Source organism: Labrys miyagiensis, from assembly GCF_030160835.1.
Lineage (GTDB): Bacteria > Pseudomonadota > Alphaproteobacteria > Rhizobiales > Labraceae > Labrys > Labrys miyagiensis.
The window spans coordinates 114,850-135,027 of the sequence record NZ_BSPC01000080.1 but is presented as its reverse complement, the minus strand read 5'-3'; the positions used below and the strand labels follow the sequence as shown (position 1 = coordinate 135,027).

The following is a 20,178-nucleotide window of genomic DNA, read 5'->3' as shown; positions in this document are numbered from 1 at the left end:
GGGCCGACCCGGATCGGCGCTGCGCTTCATTCCACGGGGGAGTAGGACATGGAATCGTGCGTATGTCAATATATGTTCTTGATATGACCATAGCCATCGGTAAAGAGAGGTTACGAACGGGATGGCCATAAACGGCTTCACCCCTTGCCATCCGGTAATGCAAGAAAATCGGCGATTGCCCTTGCTGCGCTGTGATCGATCTGTTAGACGATGCGCCGCTTCACAAGGGCACCGCGCTTCGGGCCGGCCTCGTGCAGCACCCGCGGTCATGGCGGAATTGGTAGACGCGCTAGCTTGAGGTGCTAGTTGGGCAACCAGTGGAGGTTCGAGTCCTCTTGACCGCACCACTTTCTTCTTGTTGTTCGTCAACAAGATAAGCAATATCAGGTAGTTAGGTTCGCCTCTTACGTGCACAAACGACGTACACATGAGGCGGACCAGCGGATGAAAATGCCTTCTCCGTGGAAAGACAAGAAGAAAAATCTCTTCTACCTGCACCACCGGCCAACTTGGCAAATGGTGTCAGAGGCGAGTCGGTGATTCTACCGACAGGGGAATCGAAGGACGATTCTCCCGTGCTGCGAACCGTGACCATCGGTGAATTCGTAAAAGTCGGATCTCGGCACGCTAGATCTCAAGGAAGCCAGAGTCCGCTACTCGATTACAGATGTAGCTTTGCAGGCACATTGGCACGCGCTGCCAAACGGTCCGCGCGATCTAACGCCGAAGGAACAAACGGCACTTGCCGGTGAATACTACCGGGACCAGCTTGCCATTTTTGAATCGTCGCCGCATTTCGATGTGGCACGGCAGAACCTCGCTCGCATCGGCGCTTTCGAACCTGTCCAGCTGCGGGCGGCCATGTCGGCAGTGAAGCCGCAGTCGGGTCACGCTGACTTCATCGATGATGATCACGGTGGCGTATCGGTAGTGGTCACGCCGGACTTACGCGTCTCATGAGGGTAAAAGAGCCTTCTCACCTGCCGTACCGAAATACGTGAGTAAACCCTGTCGAGGCACAGAAGGAGTCTCAGCCAATCGTCTCGCTGAGTTATACCCAAAAACTACCAGTTCGGTGGATGACGAGCAATCGTACGAGCGAGCCCACAAACTTCTGGAATGCCTCTATGAAAACGATCCGGCAGGAGTAATAGTGGCCGTCAATCATCGCCAACCGGTCGAGGGCAACAATGACTTCAAAAGCTTGGGCATTTGGTTCAGTAATATTAAGTCTTACTCTACTAACTTCGACCGAACTGTCCTTCGCCAAGGATCAAGCCTCAGCCAAAGAGACCCGAAAGATATCCGAGGAAGCTTTGATCTACGGCCTACCGCTGGTGATGAACTACGCAGTGTTCTACGACTATTTTGTAAACAAGGGAGGGTCGGCTTTCAAAGCCCCGCCTAACCAGCTTTACAACACCGCGCGCGTCTATACCCCGGCGGACACAACTATCGTCACACCGAACAGTGATACTCCCTATTCTTTCGTCGCGATGGACCTGCGCGCTGAACCGTTTGTGGTGTGTAATCCACAAATTGAGAAATCGCGGTATTTCTCGGTGCAGCTCGTTGATTTCTACACCTTCAACTTCGGATATATGGGAAGTCGGGCAAGCGGCAACGATCCCAAATGCGCCATGATCACCGGTCCAGAGTGGAAGGGTACGAAGCCCGATGGTATTGATAAGGTCTTCCAGAGCGGAACGGATTTCGCGTTCGCCCTTATCCGCACTCAGCTGTTCAACTCGTCGGACCTTGAGAACGTCAAAAAGATACAGTCCGGCTACCGCGCTGAAACCTTGTCGGCCTTCTTGAACCAGCCAACACCCCCTGCAGCGCCGCCGATGGACTGGCCAAAGATCGATAAGGACACGGCAAAAGCTGATCCATTTGCTTACCTCAACTTCGTCCTCGGATTGGCCCCTCCTGTGGGGCCCGCTTCAGTTGAAATACCAATGCGAGACCGCTTTGCAAAGATTGGCATCGAGGCTGGGAAGCCTTTCGACGCAACCGTCCTCAGTCCTTCGCAAAAGTCCGCAATCGAACTCGGCATGAAAAGCGCAATGGGCAAGATCAAGGAGAAGATTGCGAACCTAGGCAGCGAGGAGAATGGTTGGCGCGTGGCCATGCATGGCTTCGGAGACCGTGCCGCCTATAATGGCGACTACGCCCTTCGGTCGGCTGCCGCATTGGCGGGGATTTATGGGAACGATGCGGTCGAGGCGTTGTATCCTATCTTGGCGAGGACCAGCGACAGGAAGGCTCCGGATACATCCGCGAACAAATACACGCTGACTTTTCCAGCAGGTCAGTTGCCACCCGCGAATGCGTTCTGGTCAGTCACGATGTACGACGCGAAGACGCAGCTACTTATCGACAATCCAATCAACAGGTATCTCGTCAATTCGCCTATGCTTCCAGAGATGAAAAAGAATGCTGATGGCTCCCTTACTATCTACATTCAAAAAGATGCTCCTGCCAGCGATCGGGCCTCTAACTGGCTGCCAGCGCCAAATGGACCGGCGTACATTGTGATGCGTATCTACTGGCCGAAAGAGGCTGCCATGGACGGCAAATGGAAGCCCCCCGTGGTGCAGCTCGTTAAATAAGCACAGCGCTGCTCTGTGCCGGGGCGGGACGCTCTGACAAGTGGTGGGGCGGGAGAGTTGTTAGACTTGCTTTGCACATCTCGCGCATTTGGGCGGGCCCGGCGAGGCGCGGCACGGGGTCGCTGTACCCGTGCTCCTTCATCATACCCTCTGACATATTTGCGCTAAGTTTTATGGCCGGTGATGTTAGGGGCCAATGATGCGGGCGCTGGTAACATCGCGGCACCTCAACCAGCCGAGTGGTTTGATTAGAGCTAGGCCCTATTCGCGTCAGGAATAATGAGAGCGCCTACGGTCGATACGCTCGAACGACCTTCAGTTGCAGCGAATGAACCACTCTCATCAATGTAGATATGCATCCCCGCCTCTCCTCCGCCCGCTTGTACCATTACTGTCTCAAGCATGTCAGGCGGGGCGGCGTTCTCCACAAAGGCTTCCTTATCGAGCTCACTGGAAAAGCCTTCGAGGAGACATGGGAAGGCCTTGCGAATGCGTCTCCAAGTGGGTACACAGGTGCTTGGTTGACGTAGCCTAAGATACTGATTTGCAAGGGTTAGAGGAATTGGCTCGACAGTCGAGTCCTCTTGACCGCACCATCTTCGAGCGACGCTCCGAAAGGCGATCCTGTACCACGGGTCGCCTTTTGTTTTTGGGGCGCGGGTCGTCAGACCCGGCTCTTTTTCGGGACTGGCCAGCCAACAGGCGGGTCTGGAGACCCCCCAATTCCCGTCAGTGCTGCCTGGTGCGCTGCTTGTCGATGATCCGGTTGGTTTCCGACGTCCATCCAGGAGGCGCCGGCTGGGTCTCCAGCGGGCCTGGGCCAGGTACGATCTGCACGATGCGAAAGCTGCGCTTTTTCAGCTCCTGCAGGAATTGCGGCAGCATCGCCACGGTACGCGGCTGGATGTCGTGCAGCAGCACGATGCCGCCCTTCGACTTCTCCAGGCGCGCCAGGATCAGCTTCAGCTCGGTGTCGGGGCTTTCCGGCTCCCAGTCGCTCGCCCACTGGTCGGCGCCGAAGATCACGACGTCGAGCGAAGCCAGCCAGGCGTCGAGCTGCGGTGTATCGGCAAAGCCGGGGAAGCGGAAGAAGGGCTGGCGCGGCCGCTCGCCGGCCTTGCCGAAGACGGCCTTGTCGACGGCCTGGAAGCCATTCTCGATATCGGCCCGGGCTCTCTCGAAGGCCATGCCGCGCATGGTGGGATGGGTCATCGAGTGATAGCCGATGGTGTGGCCTTCCCTCGCCACGCGCGCGGCGAGGGCGGGGGCGCCGGCGGCATTGCTGCCGATCATGAAGAAGGTCGCCTTCACGCATTGGGCGGCCAGCGCATCCAGCACTTTTTCGGTATGGCCGGGGCTTGGACCATCATCGAAGGTGAGCACGACCTCGCCGGGTTGGAGCGCAAGCGTCTGCGGATAGGTCTTCAGGCCGACCTCACCGCCGCCGACCGTACCGACCGGCAGGACGCGCGAAACGCCCAGCGTTTCGGGGCCGCAGGCAGCCGGGGCAGCAGTCGAAAAGGCACACAGCAGGGCCGCGGCAAGGAGTACGCACTTCATCATCTGGACCGTGGGAGGGAAAGATTCGCCTGATAACGGCGATTCTTCGGTGAGTCTCCAAAGATTTTTGTCGACAGTGAGGAGCGGTTAAGCTTCTGTGTCTACCGTACATTTCCAGTAGTGGAACGCCGCCTGTAGCGGCTCTTATATTGGGTTGTAACCATGAGATCGCTCTCGCGGCTCGTCCGCTTTGGTCTGATCGTGGCGGGCGTGCTGCTGGCCAGCGCCTGCTCGACCGTCGAACAGGCATATCCGGGACCGAACGAGTTCCCGGTTCATGGCATCGATGTGTCCAAATATCAGGGCGCGATCGACTGGCAGGCGGCTGCCCAGGGCGGCGTGCGCTTCGCCTATCTGAAGGCCACCGAGGGCGGCGATCGCGTCGACGACCAGTTCCAGGCCAATTGGAACGGCGCTCGCGCGGCCGGCATCCCCACCGGCGCTTATCACTTCTATTATTTCTGCCGCCCGGTTGAGGACCAGATCGCCTGGTTCAAGACCCACGTGCCGCCGGCGGCGGATGCCTTGCCGCCAGTCCTCGACATGGAATGGAACCAGCTTTCGCCGACCTGCAAGCTGCGTCCGCCCGCGGCCAAGATCCATGCCGACATGGGGAAGTTCCTGGCTGAGATGGAACGCTTCTATGGCAAGAAGCCGATCATTTACACCACGGTCGACTTCCATCGCCAGATCCTGACGGGCGAGCTTGAGAACTATCCCTTCTGGGTGCGTTCGGTCTCGGGCCATCCGGAGCAGCGCTATGGCAAACGCTCCTGGGCCTTCTGGCAGTATACTGCCACGGGCTCCGTGCCCGGGGTGAGGGGCAAGGTCGACCGCAATGCCTTTGCCGGCTCCGAGAAGCAGTGGCAGGACTTCCTGGCGCAGAACATAGCGACGGGCAGCGTCGCCTCGAACTGACGGCGTGGCGGCTTATGGCCGCCTCAATCCATCCTCACCGGGCCGAGCCGATAGACGCCCTTGAAATCGTCGGGATCGGCTGGCCGGCCCTTGCGGTAGATCACCAGACGCCCCTCCTTGGCGAGGCGCACGGCCACGCGACGCAAGGGCTGCATCAGCGGTCCCCACTGGTCCGACGCCTTGCCGGCGATCTCCTGCGCGATATCGGCTGGCGCCAATGTCTTGCCCACCGGCAGAGCCGTGATCAGCCGCAAGGCCGTCTGTTCGAGTGTGTCCTTGTCGACCATCAGTCCCGTCCGAACGCCGGATATGGCGGCGCGTTGCATCCGGCCCGACCGTTACAGTCCCCTAGGTGATTCGCCCACAAGAGGGATGTGCCGGCAAAGATAGCGGGGCCTGAACATTCCCATGGCGGTGGTGTCGGTTTTCCTCAGCCTCCGGTTACGCGACGACCGCTATGCATCTGCTCTCTCCGGGAACGGCACCTGAAGAGCGCTGGATAGCATGGGCGATCGGGGCCGCATGCCATCCAGCGATCATGTCAGCTCAGCACACATTGGTGCCCGGTGGACAGCCGCGCCTCACACCTGGAGTATAGCGGGGGCCGCTCGTGGCGGGACCGCGGTTGACGAAAGGCCTGGAATAGTCACTGCGCGGGTGCGGGGTGACGCCGGCGCCGGCGCCGGGCGTAACGACGGGGCCGGGGCCGGTCACCGGCGGTCTCGGCCTGCCCTGCCATGGACGGCCGGCGTAACGATCGCGATCATAGCGATATCTGGGATAACCCGATCGGTAGTAGTAGCTATTGCCATAATAGATCGGCGCCGCATAACTCGGCTCAGTATAATACGGATCATAGGGCTGATTGGGATAATAGGGCTGATTGGGATAATAGCCGTTGTCTGCACATCCAGCTAGGGGAACTGCCAGCAATCCGGCAAGCAGAAGCATCTTTTTCACGGTCATAACTCCCTGGTACCTTACAGTCAGTAACGTCAACAATGACGTCTTTGCCGAAAGGGCGCAACCAATTGTTCGCGCAGCGCTCTGGATGAACGCGGCGGGAGCTTTCTAGTTCCGACCCCGGACAGGAGTGTTGACGACCTCAATCTTCGTTTGCGCCCAAGGCGTTAACTGGGCATGGTGCCGCACTCTGTCCGGAGTGCCCGCCTTGAAGATGATCATCGCCAACAAGAATTATTCCTCCTGGTCCATGCGGCCATGGCTCGCCGCCAAGGCCGCCGGCATCGGCTTCGAGGAGCAGATCATCTGGCTGCGCCAGCCGCAGACCTCGGCGAACATTAAGACAATCTCGGCGGCCGGCAAGGTGCCGATCCTGATCGACGGCGATATCCTCATGCATGAATCGATCGCCATCCTTGAATATTTCGCCGAGATCGCGCCCGAACTCTGGCCGCAGGACAGGGAGGCCCGCGCCCATGCCCGTTCCATCGGCGCGGAAATGCATGCCGGCTTCGTGCCCCTGCGCAAAAGCTGCCCGATGAACATCAAGCGCAGGCCCCAGGCGATCGCCCTCGACACGGAGACGCTGGCGAGCGTCGAGCGCGTGGTCGATCTCTTCGTCGATTGCCGCGCCCGCTTCGGGGCCGGCGGCGATTTCCTGTTCGGGGCGCGCTTCAACAACGCCGATGCGATGTTCGCGCCTGTTGTCAATCGCCTCCACGCCTATGATATCAAGGTGCCGGCCTCGGTTCGCACCTATATGGATGCGGTGATGGCGACACCCATGTGGCGCGAATGGGAGGCTGCCGCCCTCGATGAGGCCGAGATCATCGCGGATATCGACGACGTAAGATGACGCTCAACCTGATCAAATTATGCGTCGGCGCTGAATCGATCGCCGATCTGGAGGAGTGGATCGCGCTGCGCCTGCGTCTTGCCGGCGAACAGATCCACACCACCCGCATGATGCCGAAGAACCGCGAGGCCATTCTTGACGGCGGTTCGCTCTATTGGGTGATCAAGGGCGTGGTGTCCTGCCGCCAGCGCATCCTCGACCTGCGCGGCCATCGCGACGAGGACGGCATTTCCCGCTGCGACATTGTTCTCGATCCCACCGTGGTGCCCGTCGACCCACGCCCGCGCGGCCCTTTCCAGGGTTGGCGCTATCTGAGCGCCAGTGATGCACCGCCAGACCTGCCGGGCGCCGGCACGCCCGATGCCGAGTTGCCGATGGAACTGCAGCGGCAATTGCGCGTGATCGGCCTGGTTTGAGGGCAACGTTCCCGACCACGAGCGTGCCGCTTCCAAGAATGGCGATCGGTGACCGCCATTCCGTGCTTGGTGCGCCTCCCTTCGCAGCCCCTGCATCGGATAATCACGAGGCGGTCACGTCCCCTGCGTCAAAATGGCACTCATCGGCTGGCATCATGACCGATATTGGTTGCCATGCGTTAACCATGTTGTGTGCACGATAGCACTTCGGAAATTCTCCACTCTGTCATCATGGCTGCAGGTTGAGTGGATGGAGGACACCATGTTGATCGCAACCACGGAAGGGCAGGGCTGGTGCTACGAGGTGATCGTGCAGTCTGACGGCTTTCTCGTCCAGGCTCGTGATCTCGACACGGGCGAGGTCTGCCTCAGCGAAACCAAACTCTTCCGGACTTCGCCGGTCGCCCTGGCCTACGCCGATATGGCGGCTGCCGCGGACCGCTTCGCTGCCTCCCGTCTGGAGGATGCCGAGGACTGGCAGGATCTGGCCGACGACTATCATCACGAGTTGGATCGCTACCAGGTCATTCGCGACAGGCTGTTCGATGAGGGAGTGGGCGGCGATCTCCTGTACCAGAGCCGGGCCGGCTCCCTGCGCGAAAACGCGCACCGCATGCATTAGAGCAAAGCGCGTTTACACGTAAACGCCCCTTGCTCTAACTCCTTGTTTTAACGCGTCTTTGCGATTCCTGCCGATTCCGTGAAATCGCAAGACGCTATGGATGTGAGCTTTCAGGCAGGAGCGAACTTCCAACTTAGCCCATTGGAATCAAAAGTATTTTGCGGTTCTTGGTGATTCAATCCGAAGATAAGGCGCACCAATCAGGCATGCGCCTTGCCGCCATCGACGAGCGTCAGATGGCCGTAGCGCCGGGCACCGGCGGGCAGGGCGGTTGAGCGGGCGGATTTCGTCGGGAGCGTCTGGCCGTACAATACCTTCTCGATCCCTGCGATATCGAACCGCGCGATCGGATGCAGGCCGATCCAATAGGGCGCCTCGTTGGGCGTCAGGCAGCCGAGAATACGGGCGTTCGCCTTGCCGCGGTGATGCAGTGGCAGCAGAAGCAGCTCCAGATCGAGTTCGTGTCCCTGCAAGGTGCCCGCCTTGACCGAGATGACGCGGGCCGTCATGTCGGCCGATACCGCCATCACCACATCCTCCAGCACCGCCCGCTCGGCCCAGCGATCGAGCAGCGAGGCGCCCCTTAGTTCCTGTCCCAGGAGGGCGCACATGCGGGTGCCCGCGAGGCGGAAGGGGAGGGTGTGGTTCTTGTCGATCTCCACGATGAAGGTGTCGCCGAGGACGCGGCGGATGGCGGCAGGATCGATATCGACGCGCTCGGGCGCAGGCCGGCCGGCCCTCAAATTGTCCCAATAGCCATAGAGATCGCGTGTTGCCGCATTCTTCATCGTCAGCCGCCCATTGCCCCGCCGTCTTGCGGGAGACAGGCAGACGATAGCACCGGCGACAGGAACTGCGGCAGAGGGCAGGATGGTTACCGCTTGGAAACGAATTATTAATGTTAACAAATGGTTAATGGCGCTGATTCGATGTTAGCCATAAGCGCGCCGGTTTGCCATGCTTGAACGGTTGCCCGAGGAGTGCCCCGCTTGTCCTTGAATTCGCGCAACAAAGTCGCTCCACCCGCTGCCTTCAACGTGCCGCTGGCGCCGGTGGCGCTGACGGGTCTGCTGGTGATCGTCCATATTGTGCGCGCAATATTGCCATCGGCCTGGGCGAACTGGATCGACCTTGCCCTCGCCTTCATCCCACTGCGCTACGACCCCAGCAGCGGCGTGGCGGGGACCCTGCCGGGCGGTTATGTCACCAGCGTCACAAGTTTTCTGACCACTTTCTTCCTGCAGTCCGATCCGGGCACTCTTATGATCAATGGTGCGGCGTTGCTGGTGCTGGGTGCGGCGGTGACCTGGCGCTTCGGCACCTGGCGTTTCCTCGCCTTCACCGCGCTCTGCGTCATTGGCGGCTCGATCGCCTGCCTGCTGATCTATTGGGGCAGGCCGACCGCGCTGGTCGGCGCCGGCGGCGGCCTCGCCGGCCTTTTCGCCGCCTCCATCCATTTCCTGTTCAAGGGCGGCTCGCCCATGAACGCCTTCCGCGTCGCTGGCGGCGCCGCCTTCCGCAAGCCTGCCTGGACCCTGCGCGATGCGCTTGCCGACCAGAATGTGCGCATCTGGCTGGCGGTCTTCGGCTTCATCACCGCCTGGAACGCCGTCAGCCCCTACATCCTGCCGGGGACCCAGGGCGTGGCCTCCTGGCCGGCGAATATCGGCGGCTTCCTGACCGGGTTGCTGCTTTTCCGTTTCTTCGACAAGCAGCCGAGGTTGCGGCGGGTGGTGTGACCTGGGAGCCGAGCGCCGCGCCCTCACCCTCCCCTTGATGGGGAGGGTCGGCCTGAAAGGCCGGGGTGGGGCGGAAAGCGCAACCTTTCCAGAATGGAGTTGGAAACGAAGCTGCGCCATTTGCGAAGAAGGTCACCCCACCCCGAACCTTCGGTCCGACCCTCCCCATCAAGGGGAGGGTGAGCGTCGCGCTCCCCCGCGAAGTTGGCGCCTCGGACACGCAGACCAGGCTCCCAGCCTCACGCCATTGCCTGTCCCTCGACCGCGCTCCAGACCGCAAGCGCCTGACGCGTCTCGGCGACGTCATGCACCCGCACCGCATCGGCGCCACGCTGGGCGGCGGAAATGGCGGCGGCCACCGAGCCGCCGAGACGCTCGGAGGCCGGCCCTTCGCGGTCGACACCGCGGATGAAGCTCTTGCGCGAGGCGCCGATCAGCACGGGGTAGCCAAGCGTGCGCAGCTGCGGCGTCGCATCGAGCAGTGCCAGATTGTGCTCCAGCGTCTTGCCGAAGCCGAGGCCGGGATCGAGCCACAGACGCGAGCCGGCAATGCCGGCCCTGATCGCCCGCTCGCATTTGCGGTCGAGTTCGGAGCGCACCTCGTTCACCACATCCTGATAGCAGGGGCTGAGCTGCATGCTCTGGGGATCGCCCTGCATATGCATGAGGATCACGGGCACGTCGGTGCCCGCCAGCACTTCGCGGCTCGCTGGATCGTCGAGGGCGGTGATGTCGTTGATCATGCTGGCGCCGGCCGCCAGGGCGCGGGCCATGGTCTTGGCATGGCGGGTGTCGACCGAGACCAGCCGGAAGCGTTCGCGCGCCTCCTTCGCCAGGGCCGAGACCACCGGGCCGATGCGGGCCCATTCCGTCTCCACGTCGACGGGCTTGGAGCCCGGGCGCGTGGATTCACCGCCGATGTCGAGGATGTCGGCCCCGTCATCCATCAGGGCGCGGGCGTGGGCGATGGCAGTCTCAGCCGCGTCATAGCGTCCACCGTCCGAGAAGGAATCCGGGGTGACATTCACCACGCCCATCAGGAGAGGCACCGGCCTGAGCGCACGCACATTGGCGCGGTCGCTTGCGGCAAGCATGGCGCGTACTGTTTCGCCGGTGATGGGATGGCGCCAGTCCGGCGCGATGTCGGCCAGGGGCGCCAGCACGAAGGCGCGTTCATGCATGCGCGGATGCGGCACGATGAGATCCGATGTCGCGATGACCTCCTGGCCATAGGCGATGAGATCGAGGTCGAGCGTGCGGGAGGCATTGCGCTCGCTGCGTTCACGGCCGAACAGCAGTTCGACTTTCAGCAGCAGGGCGAGCACTTCATGCGGCGCAAGCTGGGTCTCGACGGCGATGACCTGGTTGGCATACCAGGGCTGGCGCGACCGCGGCACCGGCTCGGTGAGATAGAGGCGCGAGCGCGCAACGACAATGAGGCCATGCGAGGCAAGAGCCGAGACGGCACGGCGCAAGGTTTCGCGCGGAGCACCCTCGCGGGAGGGCAGGTTGGCGCCAAGCGCGATGAAGATCATGGGCAACGAACTCATGGAAGTGGAGCCGCGGTGGGATCGAGCCGTATGGAAGTCTCGCGCTCGATGCGCGCCAGGAGACAGGTGAGGACCTGTGCCGTCACAGCCGAGGTGGGGAGACTGCGCTCGGCCAAGGCGGTGACCGGCCGGATCACCCGGACGGAATTGGTGAGGAAGAGCTCGTCGGCTCGGGCAAGCAGGATGGGCGTGAGGCTGCGCTCGGCCTGATGCAGGCCCATGGCCGTCGCCCCTTCCAGCACGAGCGCGCGCATGATGCCATCAAGGCAGCCATCCTCGAGTGGCGGCGTGACAAGCATGCCGTCCACCACCGCGAAGACATTGGCGATGGTGGAGCAGACGGCTGCGCCGTCGAGATTTCGGATCAGGGCGTCATCGACCTTCGCAACCGCTGCCTCGCGCGCGGCCAGGATGTTGTCGAGATAGGCCAGCGACTTGATGCGCGACAGCGGGGAATACTGGTTGCGCGGGATGCTCCCTTCGCAGAGCCGCGCAGGCTGGCCGAGCAAGGCCGGGGACCAGGGCTGCGCCGTGACCAGCAAGCTCGCTTGCGCCGCGCCGCCCGGCCACAATCCGCGCGGCGCCTGGCCACGCGTCAGCGTGGTGCGGATGATGGCATGTTCGCTGCCTGTCTCGGCGAGAACCTGGTCGATCATATCATCGAAAGGAACCGAATCTGTCCCGATGCCGATGATCTCGGCATGGCGTCTGAGGCGTTCGATATGGCGATCGCGCAGGAAGATACGGCCGCCGAAGCTCACCATGGTGTCGAACACGCCGTCCCCGAGCTGGAAGCCACGATCGAGCACGCTGATCGCAGCGCCTTCGGTTGCTGGCAGCGCATGCAGGCGATGAATGAGAAAACTCACGGAACCCGATCCAGGAACGCACGAATGATGTCGTGACCGTGCGGCGTTAAAATCGATTCCGGATGGAATTGCACGCCGAAAGTCGGGTGCTGGCGGTGGCTGACGGCCATGATCTCGCCGTCGTCGCTGCGGGCGGTGACCTCAAGCGGGCCGCCATCGTCGAGCTCGACGATGAGCGAGTGATAGCGCGCCGCCTCGAAGGGGCGCGGCAGGCCGCCGAACAGGCCGCCGCCCTCGTGCTCGATGCGCGAGGCGCGGCCATGCATCGGCGTACGGGCATGGGCGGTGCGACCGCCGAAGACCTCGCCGATGCATTGATGGCCGAGGCAGATGCCGAGGATCGGCAGCTTGCCGGAGAAGGTGCGGATCAGATCGAGCGAGGCACCGGCATCCCGTGGCGTTTTCGGGCCTGGGGAGAACACCAGCGCCCTGGCTCCCAGCCGCTCGACATCATCGACCGTCACCGCATCGTTGCGCAGCACAAGCGAGTCCGCGCCGGCTTCCTCGAAATAGCGCGAGACGTTGAAGACGAAGGAGTCGTAATTGTCGACGATGAGGATCATGCCGCCGCCTCTTCGCGGGCGGGATCGTCGAAGGCGCCGAGCAGGCGCTCGGCTTTTGCGAGGGTCTCCTCATATTCACCGGCCGGATCCGAAAGCAGCGTGATGCCGCCGCCGGCGCGGACATGGAGGTCGCGGCCGTCGAAGGTCAGGGTACGGATGGCGATATTGAGATCGGCGGCTCCGTCAAAGCCGATCCAGCCGATGGCGCCGCAATAGATGCCGCGCGGCTCGCGCTCCAACTCACCAATGATTTCCATGGCCCTGATCTTGGGCGCGCCGGTGATGGAACCGCCGGGGAAGGTTGCGGTGATCAGGTCGGTGACGTCGCGGCCCGCCTTCAGGCGCCCGGTGACCACGGAGGTGAGATGATGCACAGAGGCGTAGGTCTCGATGCCGCAAAGCACGGGCACCTGGACGCTGCCCGCTTCGCAAACGCGCGAGAGATCATTGCGCAGAAGGTCAACGATCATAATGTTTTCCGCCCGATCTTTCTCGCTCCGCACGAGGGATTGGGCAATGGTGGCATCGAGCGCGGTGTGAGTGCTGCGGCGCTTGGTGCCCTTGATCGGCCGCGCTTCCACCTCGCCTTTGTCGAGGCGCAAAAAGCGTTCCGGCGAAGTCGAGGCGATGAAGCGCTCGCCATCGACCAGGAGCGCCGCGAATGGCGCGGGATTGGCACGGCGGAGGGCGCGATAGGTTGCGAGCGCGTCGGCGCCGCCTCGGGGTGTGGCCGAGAAACGATGGGAGAGGTTGGCCTGGAAGATGTCACCCTCACGGATATAGGCGACGACACGGGCCACCTCGGCCTCGTAGTCGGGGCGGCTGAGGCTGTCGCGCCAGGCCAGGCCCGCCGGGGCTGGTCTATGCCGCGGCGTACCTTCCAACTGGCGATAGAGCGCCTGGCCGCTGGCCTCATCCGGCGCGATGGCGAAGGCACGCTGTTCGATCATGTCGAAGGCAAACAGACGGTCATAGAAGGGCAGGTCGATCTGCGTCGTGTCGCTTGCAGACAGCGGAACGCTCGGACCGAAGGCTTCGAACAGATGGCCCGCCTCATAGGCGATCGAGCCGATGGCCCCGCCGGTGAAGGGTGGCCCACCGGGGACAGAAGGGCGGGCGTGGCGGGCGAGGATGGTGCGCAGAGCTGCCATAGGCCCTTCCGCAAGCGCCTCCTCGTTCCAGTAGGCAGCACCGTTGACCACGGTGAAACGGCCAAAGGGTGAGGCGGCGAGGTAGGACCAGCGCCCCAGGCTCTCATGCGCCATGGCACTGTCGAGCAGAGCGAGGCGTGGCTGTTCCGCCAATGCAGCGGCGGCTTCAACGGGATCGATCCAGGGTATCTCGAGCACGATCATGATAGGCCAGCACTTCCGGCTTCGCCCTCCAAGGGACCAGCCAGCTCGTGTTATGCGGACAATCCGCTTCAATGTTCGGCGATTGGAGTGTCGGGCGGCTTCCCTGTCAGCCGGCCGGAACTCATCACGCTTGAGCTATACTACAAGCGTCCCGCATCTCTCAGCCCTGTGGAGACGCGCGGAACATCGACGCTTATGTAGCGCTTTTTTTGACTTTTGTCGTGCTCATGTTTGCGGCTGTGTAGAGGAAGTGCACGACGAGGCCAGCACACAGCCCCCAGAACGCGGCGCCGATGCCATAGAGGCTGAAGCCGGAGGCGGTGACGAGGAAGGTAGCGAGCGCCGGCAGACGCTGCTTTTCGTCCTGGAGGGCGCCCAGCATCGAGGTGCCGAAGGCGCCGACCAGCGCAAGGCCTGCCGCGGCCTCGATGAGGATCGGCGAGGAGGCAGTGACCAGGCTGGTGGCGATCGCCGCCAACAGGGGGAAGATCAGGACATAGAAGAGGCCGGCAACCACGGCGGCCGTATAGCGCCGCTCGGGCTGGGGGTGGGCGTCAGGACCCGCGCACAAGGCGGCGGTGATGGCGGCAAGATTGATGGTGGGACTGCCCAGCAACGCCGTGACGGCCGAGAGGCCACCCGTGGACAGAAAGGCCGGCCGCGTCTGCGCATGATAGCCATAGGTATTGAGCACGGCGAGGCCCGGAATGTTCTGGGAGGCCATGGTCACGATGAACAGCGGCAAGGCGATCGAAACAAGCGTTTGCCAATCGAAACTTGGCCGAACGAATACAAGCGTCGGGAGAGCCAGTTGCTGGGCGTTGCCCTGGCCGTCGAACGCCATGGCTGCGAGAGCAACGACCAGGGCCGCGGGGGCTGCCCACAGGCGGTAGAAGCGCCCAACGACCAGCCAGGTCAGGATCACCGGCACCGCGAATTTCGGCACCTCGCCAAGGGCCGTAACCGGCGCAAGACAGAGCTTGAACAGGATGCCCGCCAGCATGGCGCCCGCGATGGGACGGGGAATGCGGGTGATCAGCCGCCCCAATGGCGACCACAATCCCGCGATCATGATCAACACGCCGGTGACCACGAAGGCGCCGACGGCCGCCGAATAGCCTCCGGTCGGCGTGGGCAGGGTGGAGAGCAGGGCCATGCCCGGCGTGGACCAGGCGGTGGAGACGGGCATGCGGGTGGCAAGGCTGAGGCCGATCCCGCAAAGGCCCATCGCTGCGCACAGGATGGCGAGGCCTGAGGTGATCTGCCCCGACGACGCGCCCACCGCATGCAAGCCGTTGATCACCACCGCCACCGAGCTCGTATAGCCCACTACAGCGGTAACGATGCCGATCCCGATGGACTGGCCGCTGATGTCGGAGAAGAAGGAGCGCATGGGGAAATCAACTGACGGGTAGGGAGGCAGCCTTATTCGGCCGCTGGAAGCAAAAGCGCAAGCAGGAGGTATGGGGGCCGAATCGGGTTCGCGAAAGCGAGGACAGCTGAGTCCGTCATTCCGGCTGGAGCGTATCCTCACAAGCTTTGCTTGTGAGTGGAAACGCCGGAATCCATGAACATAGTCCTCGCAGGATGGTGTTCATGGATTCCGGGTCTTCCTCCGGTCGCCCGGAATGACGATCCTGCGCCCTCGTTAATCCGAATTCGGAGCCCCGGCCACCGGGAGAGCGGTCTGCCCGCATAGCAACTGCCGCTTGCGCCGGATTGGACGGGATTGCGCTTGTGTCAAAAAAAGCAAAACGGGCGGAATATCCACCCGTTTCGTGTGATCGCAATTCGGCTCAGGGCCTTCTGCCGTCGTCCTTCGTGCGCCCGAGCAGATTTGCCATTTCCTCTTCGAGGCTTGCGAAGGGGTCTTCCGGTTCCGCCGGAGCCTGCGTGGTGGTCGCGAGCGGCGGTGTCGTGATCGGCCGCGTCGGCGTGGTCAGGCGTTCGCCGACACGGAAGGGCTCTTGACGGGCAGGCGCTTCCGTTGCCTGGGCGCGAGGCGCCGGGGTGGTCATGCTTGGCTCGACCCTGCCGCCACCCAGTGGGCGTGGTTCGGGCGTGAAGCGCGGCTCGACCCGGCCTTCCGTTGCACGGGGCGCGGGCGCGACGGGGGCCTCGCTGGCCGCCGCCGGCTCGGGGCGGCGCCATTGCGGCAGCTTGAGATCCGGCAGGCGGATTTCGGGGAGGGTGAGGCGGGTCGTGGTCGGCTGCGGCGTGGTGACGGGTTCGACCTCCTCGGGCGCCGGCTCGATATCCGTGCCCTCGTAATCGAATTCGCTTGCCGGGGTGGTGGTGGCTGCGGTCGCCTCCTCCTCCGGCGCGCCCAGCAATTCCTCGAAATGGGCAGTATCGATATTGGCGCGCGGCTCTTCCTCTTCTTCCCTCTCGGGCGTGCTGGCCGTGAGCGGGGGCACGGCGCCAGGCGCGTTCTTGAAGGTCTGGAATCGGGACGAGGCACGCTGGAAGAAACCGGGCTCGCGCGGTGGGATCACACCGGATCTGGCGGCGGGTACCGGTGTAGCCGCGACAAGTGGCGGTATGGCGGCCGGAGCTGCCACGGGGGCGGTCGTTGTGGTGGGAGCCGGTGTTGTTGGGGCGGCAGTCTCGATCTTGGCAACGGCCGGTACTTCGACCGCGGCCGGGCGTGCAAAATCCTCCTCGACCTGACGCGGGGCCGGCGGGTAGCTCGACACGCGCTCCGGCGTCGCGGTCGGCGGCGGCACGGCAGTACCCGCAGGGCGCACGGGCTGACCGGCCGTGCGAGCCCTGAGGATGGTGGATTCGATCAAGAGGTCGTTGGGGCCACCGATCATGATGAGGTGTTCGACATTGTCGCGTCGCACCAGGACGAGCTGCCGCACGCCGACATCGTATTTATCCACGACACCGAGACGCGACTGTCGGCCTCCCTGGACCAGGCCTCTGATATGCGGACGGCTGATGGCCCGCCATGCGTACATGGCGATGATCGCCACAATGGCTGCAGCCACCAACAGCAAGAGAAAGAAAAACCACTGCGTGGACAGCCAAGAGTTCAACGAATTCATCGATACGCTTCCTTAGATCAAGCCAGGCACCGGAGTGCGTTTTCGGCCAGATGCGACCAGTTCTCTTTCTGGGTAATTTTCTTAGAAGACGGTTAACGTCAAGGAATCAACCGCAAAGTGGCTAAAAAGCCGCTGATCCCTGCAATTTGGCCATTAATACCGGCAAATACCTTAATAGACGATCAACCCTGCCTTTCCATATGTCGCCTGCGTTGGAAAAACGGGTTGACTGGCTTCCGCCACGTTGGGGGCTGTCTCAACGGCAGGCCACCAGCTATTTTTGCGAACGAGGTTAACACATTTTGAAATGTGACCTGATAAGCCAAATTGACGATTGCTCGGTTCGCGGCAGCGAATCGTTCCCTGGATGGATGCGGTGGGGTTGATCATGGCTGATAGCGAGGAGGCAGCGGCGCGGGGCGCCGCAGTCGATCGCAGTGAGCGGCCCAGCGGTTACCGCTGGGTGATCGTGCTCGCCGTCGTGATCCTGGCGGTGGCGTTCGGCGTTTATGGTCTGCCGCCCGAGTGGGGCAAGATCGCCAGCCTGGGCATTCTCGCCGCCTTCGCCATCGCCGGCATGATCGCCATGTTCTTCTGGGCGATGGGCATTGTCCATCTCAGCCTCGCCTCCAATGCGCGCAACGACCTCACCAAGCTGATCAGCGACGACTCGCCCGAAGGCATCCTCGTCACCAACAAGGACGGCCGCATCATCTACGCCAACCAGGCCTATCTGACGCTGACGGGCGCGGTGGGCGAAGAGGATATGCGCACGGTCGAGCGCGCCTTTACCGGCGATCCCGATGTTTCCGAGGCGACCTACCGCCTTGCGCAGGCGGGGCGCGAGGGCAAGCGCCTGACGGAGGAGTTCCGCATCGCCTCCATGCCGCCGACCGGAACGGCCTCGTGGTATCGCGTGCGCGTGCGTCCGATCGAGCGCCCGTCGGGCCAGGCCGAGACGGTGTGGACGGTGGCCGACATCACGCGCGAGCGCGAGCGCCAGGAGAATGTCTTCCAGGAGTTACAGCACGCCATCGACTATCTCGACCATGCGCCGGCCGGCTTCTTCTCGGCCGATCCGTCGGGCGAGATCGTCTACCTCAATGCCACGCTCGCCGGCTGGCTCGACTATGATCTCGCCCAGTTCGGCACCGGCGGCCTGACGCTCGCCGATATCGCGCCCGGCAATGCGGGCCCCCTGATGGTGACGCAGGCGAGCGAGCCCGGCAGCGTGCGCACCGAGATCTTCGATATCGACCTGCGCCGCCGCAACGGCACCATCATGCCCGTGCGCCTCTTCCACAAGATCGCCTATGCCGCCGACGGCCAGCCCGGCCCCTCGCGTACCCTGGTGATCTATCGCGGGCCCGGCGGCGACGTCTCTGAAGGCTTGCGCGCGGCGGAAGTCCGCTTTGCCCGCTTCTTCAACAATTCGCCGCTCGCCATTGCCACCGTTGACGAAAATGCCCGGATCGTGCGCAACAACGCCGCCTTCCTGCGCCTGTTCAAGGATTCCCTCAACGGCGAGGCCGCGGGCCACTCCTTGTTCGAGACAGTCGCCGAGCGCGACCGCGACGGCCTGAACAAGCTCACGCGCCAGGCCATGGCCGGCCGCGGCGACATCGACCCGGCCGAGGCCTCATTGGTGGGGCAGGGCAGCCGCTCGGCCCGCTTCTGGTTCGCGCCCGTCGACGGTGGCGAGAACGAGAAGGAAGCGGCAATCGTCTATGTGATCGACACCACCGAGCAGCGTGCGCTGCAGGAACAGTTCACGCAGAGCCAGAAGATGCATGCGGTCGGCCAGCTCGCCGGCGGCGTCGCGCATGACTTCAACAACGTCCTCGGCGCCATCATGCTGGCGGCTGACTTCCTGATCGGCAGCCACAAGCCGGGCGACCCCGCCTTCCAGGACATCATGTCGATCAAGAGCAACGCCAACCGCGCCGCCAATCTGGTGCGCCAGTTGCTCGCCTTCTCGCGCCGCCAGACCCTGCGCCCGCAGGTGCTGAACCTGAACGATGCCGTCTCTGACCTCTCCATGCTGCTGCGCCGCCTGCTCGGCGAGAAAGTGACGCTCGACGTCGTGCATGGCCGCGACCTCTGGCCGGTCAAGGTCGATGTCAACCAGTTCGAGCAGGTGGTGATGAATCTCACCGTCAATGCGCGCGATGCCATGCCCGACGGCGGCAAGGTGATCATCCGCACGCGCAACGTGCCGATCTCGGAAGCCAGCGCGCTCGACCGCTCCGATCTGCCGCCGGCCGATTATGTGGCTGTCGAGGTCGAGGACAATGGCAGCGGCATTCCACCCGCCATTCTCGACAAGATCTTCGAGCCCTTCTTCACCACCAAGGATGTCGGCAAGGGTACGGGCCTCGGCCTCTCCACCGTCTACGGCATCGTCAAGCAGACGGGCGGCTCGATCCTGGTCCATTCGGTCGAAGGCAAAGGCACCATCTTCCAGATCTTCCTGCCCCGCCTGGTGGAGACCGCCAAGGCGGCGCATGAGGAGCCGGAAGTGGCGCCGGGCCAGCCCCATGCCGCGGCGGTGGCCGCCAAGAAGGAGATCACCGATCTCACCGGCCGCGGCCGCATCCTGCTGGTCGAGGACGAGGAGGCGCTGCGCGCTCTTTCGGCCCGCACCCTTGTCGCCCGTGGTTTCGAGGTGATCGAGGCCGGTTCCGGCATCGAGGCGCTGCAGGCGCTGGAGGAGGCGGACAACGACATCGATCTCGTGGTCTCCGACGTGGTCATGCCCGAGATGGACGGCCCGACCCTGCTCAAGGAGCTGCGCAAGCGCAATTCGCAGACGCGCATCATCTTCGTCTCCGGCTACGCCGAGGAGGCTTTCGCCAAGAACATGCCCGAAGGCGAGGAATTCGCCTTCCTGCCCAAGCCGTTCTCGATGAAGCAATTGGTCGAGGCCGTGAAGTCGAACATGGGGCCGTAGCCGGGAGCGCGGACATCTTGTCCGCTCTTGAAGCGGTTCTGTCTGAGGACGGGTGATGGCCGTGGTCAAAGTCACACCCGTCTTGAGACTCGGCCTTCATTCAAGGCTGCTGCCAAGACCGGGCTCTACCGTTTCAAGCGGACAAGATGTCCGCG

General features: G+C 62.9%; 18 protein-coding genes and 1 tRNA gene. 9 read left to right on the top strand and 10 right to left on the bottom strand.

Going from position 1 to position 20,178, the window contains the following annotated elements; all coding sequences use genetic code 11:
* The first annotated feature begins 262 nt into the window (after window positions 1-262).
* The 3 genes from QQL24_RS33750 (at window position 263) to QQL24_RS33740 (ending at window position 2,612) form a co-directional block, all read left to right on the top strand.
* Window positions 263-347: transfer RNA gene (locus tag QQL24_RS33750), tRNA-Leu, on the top strand.
* A 328-nt stretch (window positions 348-675) separates the two neighbouring features.
* Window positions 676-960 (top strand): hypothetical protein, encoded by a 285-nt coding sequence (locus tag QQL24_RS33745; RefSeq protein ID WP_284316709.1) that lies wholly within the window; start codon window positions 676-678, stop codon window positions 958-960.
* A 230-nt stretch (window positions 961-1,190) separates the two neighbouring features.
* A complete protein-coding gene (locus QQL24_RS33740) occupies window positions 1,191-2,612 on the top strand; it encodes a DUF1254 domain-containing protein (RefSeq protein ID WP_284316708.1) in 1,422 nt (473 codons plus the stop codon).
* Window positions 2,613-3,341: 729 nt separating this feature from the next.
* Here QQL24_RS33740 and QQL24_RS33735 read toward each other — a convergent pair.
* Window positions 3,342-4,172: a polysaccharide deacetylase family protein gene (locus QQL24_RS33735; RefSeq protein WP_284316707.1), complete on the bottom strand. Its 831-nt coding sequence runs from the start codon at window positions 4,170-4,172 to the stop codon at window positions 3,342-3,344.
* Window positions 4,173-4,334: 162 nt separating this feature from the next.
* Here QQL24_RS33735 and QQL24_RS33730 point away from each other — a divergent pair, with 162 nt between their 5' ends.
* Window positions 4,335-5,090, top strand: coding sequence for a glycoside hydrolase family 25 protein (locus QQL24_RS33730; protein ID WP_284316706.1), 756 nt, complete (start codon window positions 4,335-4,337; stop codon window positions 5,088-5,090).
* Between the two features lie 23 nt (window positions 5,091-5,113).
* On the opposite strand, the gene QQL24_RS33725 is transcribed toward QQL24_RS33730, so the two are convergent.
* Both QQL24_RS33725 and QQL24_RS33720 read right to left on the bottom strand, forming a co-directional pair.
* The gene (locus tag QQL24_RS33725) at window positions 5,114-5,377 is read right to left on the bottom strand and encodes a DUF3253 domain-containing protein (protein ID WP_284316705.1); all 264 of its coding nucleotides are present in this window, start codon (window positions 5,375-5,377) and stop codon (window positions 5,114-5,116) included.
* A gap of 259 nt (window positions 5,378-5,636) precedes the next feature.
* Window positions 5,637-6,050: a hypothetical protein gene (locus QQL24_RS33720; RefSeq protein ID WP_284316704.1), complete on the bottom strand. Its 414-nt coding sequence runs from the start codon at window positions 6,048-6,050 to the stop codon at window positions 5,637-5,639.
* 217 nt (window positions 6,051-6,267) lie between these two features.
* Here QQL24_RS33720 and QQL24_RS33715 point away from each other — a divergent pair, with 217 nt between their 5' ends.
* The 3 genes from QQL24_RS33715 to QQL24_RS33705 all read left to right on the top strand — a co-directional run bounded on the left by QQL24_RS33715 (window position 6,268) and on the right by QQL24_RS33705 (window position 7,947).
* Window positions 6,268-6,909 carry a glutathione S-transferase family protein gene (locus QQL24_RS33715; RefSeq protein WP_284316714.1) on the top strand — a complete coding sequence of 214 codons (642 nt, stop codon included), beginning with the start codon at window positions 6,268-6,270 and terminating at the stop codon, window positions 6,907-6,909.
* Entirely contained in the window at window positions 6,906-7,325 is a 420-nt protein-coding gene (locus QQL24_RS33710; RefSeq protein ID WP_284316703.1) for a DUF1489 family protein, read from the top strand. Before QQL24_RS33715 ends, QQL24_RS33710 begins: the two co-directional genes overlap by 4 nt.
* Window positions 7,326-7,587: 262 nt before the next feature.
* Window positions 7,588-7,947: a hypothetical protein gene (locus QQL24_RS33705; RefSeq protein ID WP_284316702.1), complete on the top strand. Its 360-nt coding sequence runs from the start codon at window positions 7,588-7,590 to the stop codon at window positions 7,945-7,947.
* 200 nt (window positions 7,948-8,147) lie between these two features.
* Here the strand turns inward: QQL24_RS33705 and QQL24_RS33700 are convergent, their stop codons facing one another.
* Window positions 8,148-8,735: a PAS domain-containing protein gene (locus QQL24_RS33700; protein ID WP_284316701.1), complete on the bottom strand. Its 588-nt coding sequence runs from the start codon at window positions 8,733-8,735 to the stop codon at window positions 8,148-8,150.
* Between the two features lie 201 nt (window positions 8,736-8,936).
* Here QQL24_RS33700 and QQL24_RS33695 point away from each other — a divergent pair, with 201 nt between their 5' ends.
* On the top strand, window positions 8,937-9,686 hold the full coding sequence (locus QQL24_RS33695; protein ID WP_284316700.1) for a rhomboid family intramembrane serine protease: 750 nt from the start codon (window positions 8,937-8,939) through the stop codon (window positions 9,684-9,686).
* A 239-nt stretch (window positions 9,687-9,925) separates the two neighbouring features.
* Here QQL24_RS33695 and folP read toward each other — a convergent pair whose 3' ends face one another.
* The 6 genes from folP to QQL24_RS33665 all read right to left on the bottom strand — a co-directional run bounded on the left by folP (window position 9,926) and on the right by QQL24_RS33665 (window position 17,073).
* Window positions 9,926-11,236 (bottom strand): dihydropteroate synthase, encoded by a 1,311-nt coding sequence (folP, locus tag QQL24_RS33690; RefSeq protein WP_284316699.1) that lies wholly within the window; start codon window positions 11,234-11,236, stop codon window positions 9,926-9,928.
* Window positions 11,233-12,105, bottom strand: coding sequence for an aminotransferase class IV (locus tag QQL24_RS33685; RefSeq protein ID WP_284316698.1), 873 nt, complete (start codon window positions 12,103-12,105; stop codon window positions 11,233-11,235). The genes folP and QQL24_RS33685 overlap by 4 nt, the downstream gene beginning before the upstream one ends.
* Window positions 12,102-12,668 (bottom strand): anthranilate synthase component II, encoded by a 567-nt coding sequence (locus QQL24_RS33680; protein ID WP_284316697.1) that lies wholly within the window; start codon window positions 12,666-12,668, stop codon window positions 12,102-12,104. Before QQL24_RS33680 ends, QQL24_RS33685 begins: the two co-directional genes overlap by 4 nt.
* Window positions 12,665-14,023, bottom strand: a complete 1,359-nt coding sequence (gene pabB, locus QQL24_RS33675; RefSeq protein WP_284316696.1) for an aminodeoxychorismate synthase component I — start codon at window positions 14,021-14,023, stop codon at window positions 12,665-12,667. The genes QQL24_RS33680 and pabB overlap by 4 nt, the downstream gene beginning before the upstream one ends.
* A gap of 193 nt (window positions 14,024-14,216) precedes the next feature.
* Window positions 14,217-15,416, bottom strand: a complete 1,200-nt coding sequence (locus QQL24_RS33670; RefSeq protein WP_284316695.1) for a benzoate/H(+) symporter BenE family transporter — start codon at window positions 15,414-15,416, stop codon at window positions 14,217-14,219.
* A gap of 403 nt (window positions 15,417-15,819) precedes the next feature.
* The gene (locus QQL24_RS33665) at window positions 15,820-17,073 is read right to left on the bottom strand and encodes a hypothetical protein (protein ID WP_284316694.1); all 1,254 of its coding nucleotides are present in this window, start codon (window positions 17,071-17,073) and stop codon (window positions 15,820-15,822) included.
* A gap of 388 nt (window positions 17,074-17,461) precedes the next feature.
* On the opposite strand from QQL24_RS33665, the gene cckA reads away from it, so the two are divergent.
* Complete coding sequence (gene cckA / locus QQL24_RS33660) at window positions 17,462-20,023, top strand: cell cycle histidine kinase CckA (protein ID WP_284316693.1); 2,562 nt, start codon at window positions 17,462-17,464, stop codon at window positions 20,021-20,023.
* Window positions 20,024-20,178: the final 155 nt, after the last annotated feature.

Coding starts and splice junctions, on each gene's coding strand:
- QQL24_RS33740 (WP_284316708.1), top strand. CDS start 1,191: ATGACTTCAAAAGCTTGGGCATTTGGTTCAGTAATATTAAGTCTTACT.
- QQL24_RS33735 (WP_284316707.1), bottom strand. CDS start 4,172: ATGAAGTGCGTACTCCTTGCCGCGGCCCTGCTGTGTGCCTTTTCGACT.
- QQL24_RS33730 (WP_284316706.1), top strand. CDS start 4,335: ATGAGATCGCTCTCGCGGCTCGTCCGCTTTGGTCTGATCGTGGCGGGC.
- QQL24_RS33725 (WP_284316705.1), bottom strand. CDS start 5,377: ATGGTCGACAAGGACACACTCGAACAGACGGCCTTGCGGCTGATCACG.
- QQL24_RS33715 (WP_284316714.1), top strand. CDS start 6,268: ATGATCATCGCCAACAAGAATTATTCCTCCTGGTCCATGCGGCCATGG.
- QQL24_RS33710 (WP_284316703.1), top strand. CDS start 6,906: ATGACGCTCAACCTGATCAAATTATGCGTCGGCGCTGAATCGATCGCC.
- QQL24_RS33705 (WP_284316702.1), top strand. CDS start 7,588: ATGTTGATCGCAACCACGGAAGGGCAGGGCTGGTGCTACGAGGTGATC.
- QQL24_RS33700 (WP_284316701.1), bottom strand. CDS start 8,735: ATGAAGAATGCGGCAACACGCGATCTCTATGGCTATTGGGACAATTTG.
- folP (WP_284316699.1), bottom strand. CDS start 11,236: ATGAGTTCGTTGCCCATGATCTTCATCGCGCTTGGCGCCAACCTGCCC.
- QQL24_RS33680 (WP_284316697.1), bottom strand. CDS start 12,668: ATGATCCTCATCGTCGACAATTACGACTCCTTCGTCTTCAACGTCTCG.
- pabB (WP_284316696.1), bottom strand. CDS start 14,023: ATGATCGTGCTCGAGATACCCTGGATCGATCCCGTTGAAGCCGCCGCT.
- QQL24_RS33670 (WP_284316695.1), bottom strand. CDS start 15,416: ATGCGCTCCTTCTTCTCCGACATCAGCGGCCAGTCCATCGGGATCGGC.
- QQL24_RS33665 (WP_284316694.1), bottom strand. CDS start 17,073: ATGAATTCGTTGAACTCTTGGCTGTCCACGCAGTGGTTTTTCTTTCTC.
- cckA (WP_284316693.1), top strand. CDS start 17,462: ATGGCTGATAGCGAGGAGGCAGCGGCGCGGGGCGCCGCAGTCGATCGC.